The organism is Nocardioides sp. (assembly GCF_035429765.1).
In the GTDB taxonomy this organism is placed as follows: Bacteria; Actinomycetota; Actinomycetes; order Propionibacteriales; family Nocardioidaceae; genus Nocardioides.
Map to the genome: position 1 here is coordinate 1 of NZ_DAOMFK010000305.1, position 2,405 is coordinate 2,405.

Below are 2,405 nucleotides of genomic sequence, written 5' to 3' on the forward strand. Positions count from 1 at the left end.
ACCCGGCCGGTTCTGGTCGGCGACCTGGCTGCCGGGCTCTCCCGCCACCTGGGGGTTCCCGTCGTCGGCCGGTTCGCCGTGGCCGACCCCGGCGTACCCCCCGGCCAGGGGGCCGCCAACTCCGCCCAGCGGGTGGCGGCCGTGCACCGACGGCACCGGCTGGAGGCCGACGACCTGGCGGGAGCCACGGTGCTCCTCGTCGACGACCGGTCCGCCAGCGGGTGGACGCTGACCGTGGCCGCCGCGGCCCTGCGCGCGGCGGGTGCCGCCGCAGTGCACCCGCTGGTCCTGGCCGTGGAGAGGTGACCCCCGCGACGCCTGCCGGGCGTCGGTGCCCCACCTCCCACGACCCCGCGCCGCGGGCCGCTACGGTGACCCCATGACCGACATCATCCTGGGGCTGATCGCCCTCGTCGTGGGCGTGCTGTTCTGCTTCGGCGGGCACGTCCTGCTGCGGATCATCATCCCGATCTGGGGTGCCTTCGCCGGGTTCGCCTTCGGTGCCGGGCTGGTGTCCGAGCTGGCCGACGAGCGGTTCCTCGGCACGGTCCTGGGCTGGGTCCTGGGGCTGGTGTTCGCGCTGGTCTTCGGGTTGCTGGCCTACCTCTACTACGCCGTGGCCGTGATCATCAGCCTGGGCGCGATCGGCTTCGCCCTGGCGAGCGCGCTGATGGCGGCCCTGGGCATCGACTGGGACGCGGTCATCGTGATCGTGGCGATGGCGGTCGCGCTGGCCGTGGCGGTGCTGGCGATCGTCACCGACATGCCGCTGATCGTGCTCATCGTGCTGAGCGCCATGGGTGGCGCCGCCGTCGCCGTCTCCGGGCTGATGTTGATGTTCGGGTCCATCGACACCGCCGACTTCACCGGCGGCCACTTCGTGTCGATGGTGCGCAACGACTGGTGGTGGTACCTGGTCTACCTGGCGCTCGCCGTGGCCGGCCTGTTCTCCCAGACCCGCAGCGCCAACGCGATGAAGCTCAGCGCCCGGCAGCAGTGGGCGGAGCTGGGCCAGCGGTGACGGCCGGCGGCCGGTAGAGCCCCCACTGGTCCTCGCGGTCGGCGAAGCCGGCCGCCCGGTACAGCCCGATCGCCGGCCCCACCGGGTCCGCGACGATCACCAGCGTGCCCACCCCGAGCTCCTCCAGCGCGTAGCGGCCGGCCCGACGCAGCAGCGCCCCGGCGACGCCCTGCCGGCGGATCCGCGGGTCGGTGAGGACGCTCTGGAACCGGGCCACCCGGGGGAGCGCCCGGTAGATCCCGAGCGTCCCGACGGGCTCGCCGTCGTCGGTGTACGCCGCGAACCACGCGCCGTGCCCCTCGGCCGCGACCTGCCGCATCGCGGCGTACCGGTGGGTGACGAACCGCCGGTGCCCGTCGGGGTCGTCCCCGCCCTCCGCCCGGACCTCCAGCTCGACCAGCGCCGCCCACGGCGCGTCGTCGTCCACCGGGACGGGACGGCACGTGACGGCAGGGGTGCCGCGCGGGTGGTCGACCAGCCTGGTGGCGGTGAGCACGGTGTCCCGCTCGGCCTGCAGCCCGTGCGCGGCGAGCTCGTCGGGGTCCAGGTGCACCTCGGGCTGGTCGATGCCGATGGCGACGTGCGCGGCGTCCGGGTGTGCCTCCTCGAAGGCGCGCAGCGCGTCCGCCAGCCGCCCGGGCTCGGGGGCTCTCTCCAGCAGCACGCAGTTGCCCCAGTGGTAGGTGGGGTTCGCCGGGGTGCGGAGCACCACCTGCCCGTCCGTGCGCTCCACGACCCCGTGCTGGAGCCGGATCAGCGCCACGTCGGTCGCGAGGCCGAGGGAGCGCGGGAAGGCGTGGCGGCTCTTCGCCGCCTGCCGTGACGCCTGAGGGGTCATGGTCCCCCAGGGTAAGCGCCTGGTGCAGGGTGGCGCAGAGTAAAGATTGGCTCGCCCCGCGTCATGACGCTGTCCGCCGTCCGTCTCTGGCTGTGGGACCCCCTTGCCGGGGACCCTATGGGGGAACAACTGAATGTGGGGGGAACACATGGCTGCGCCATGGAGCAGTGCTGCCGCCGGGGGGCGGCAGGAGCCGGGGCAGAGGGTCGACTTCGCGTCGATCTTCCTCTTCCCCGTCGCCAACGACTTGCGTGCGGGATGCGTCCCGCACGGGAACATCCGCGGGGCCGGACAGGCCTACGCGCGTGCGGGGCACCCGTTGCGACGGTTCCTCGAGGATCTCGGGAGCCTGCTGTCGCGTCAGCCCGTCCCGCTGCCGAGCGGCACCCGGGAGGAGATCCTCTTGCGTGCCCGCCGGGCCTGGGCGGCCGAGGTCGACGACCTGCTGCAGCGCGGGCACCGGGGTGAGGCGCTGGCACCGCTTGCGGACGCCGCGGAGCTGCGCGGCGCGCTGCGCCGCTGGCACCGGCTGGCCGCTGCGGGTGG

Annotated in this window: 4 protein-coding genes; 3 read left to right on the forward strand and 1 reads right to left on the reverse strand. The window is 74.3% G+C overall.

Going from position 1 to position 2,405, the window contains the following annotated elements; translation table 11 throughout:
* Positions 1-306 (forward strand): phosphoribosyltransferase family protein (locus PLP61_RS16540; protein ID WP_324503863.1); only part of this gene is annotated, 306 nt, incomplete at its 5' end.
* Between the two features lie 73 nt (positions 307-379).
* Entirely contained in the window at positions 380-1,021 is a 642-nt protein-coding gene (locus PLP61_RS16545; RefSeq protein WP_324503864.1) for a TM7S3/TM198-like domain-containing protein, read from the forward strand.
* Here PLP61_RS16545 and PLP61_RS16550 read toward each other — a convergent pair.
* Positions 981-1,859 (reverse strand): GNAT family N-acetyltransferase, encoded by an 879-nt coding sequence (locus PLP61_RS16550; protein ID WP_324503865.1) that lies wholly within the window; start codon positions 1,857-1,859, stop codon positions 981-983. The genes PLP61_RS16545 and PLP61_RS16550 overlap by 41 nt on opposite strands.
* 148 nt (positions 1,860-2,007) lie before the next feature.
* Here PLP61_RS16550 and PLP61_RS16555 point away from each other — a divergent pair.
* Positions 2,008-2,405, forward strand: a 398-nt coding sequence (locus PLP61_RS16555) for a hypothetical protein (RefSeq protein WP_324503866.1), incomplete at its 3' end; no start/stop codon positions are given.

Coding starts and splice junctions, on each gene's coding strand:
- PLP61_RS16550 (WP_324503865.1), bottom strand. CDS start 1,859: ATGACCCCTCAGGCGTCACGGCAGGCGGCGAAGAGCCGCCACGCCTTC.
- PLP61_RS16545 (WP_324503864.1), top strand. CDS start 380: ATGACCGACATCATCCTGGGGCTGATCGCCCTCGTCGTGGGCGTGCTG.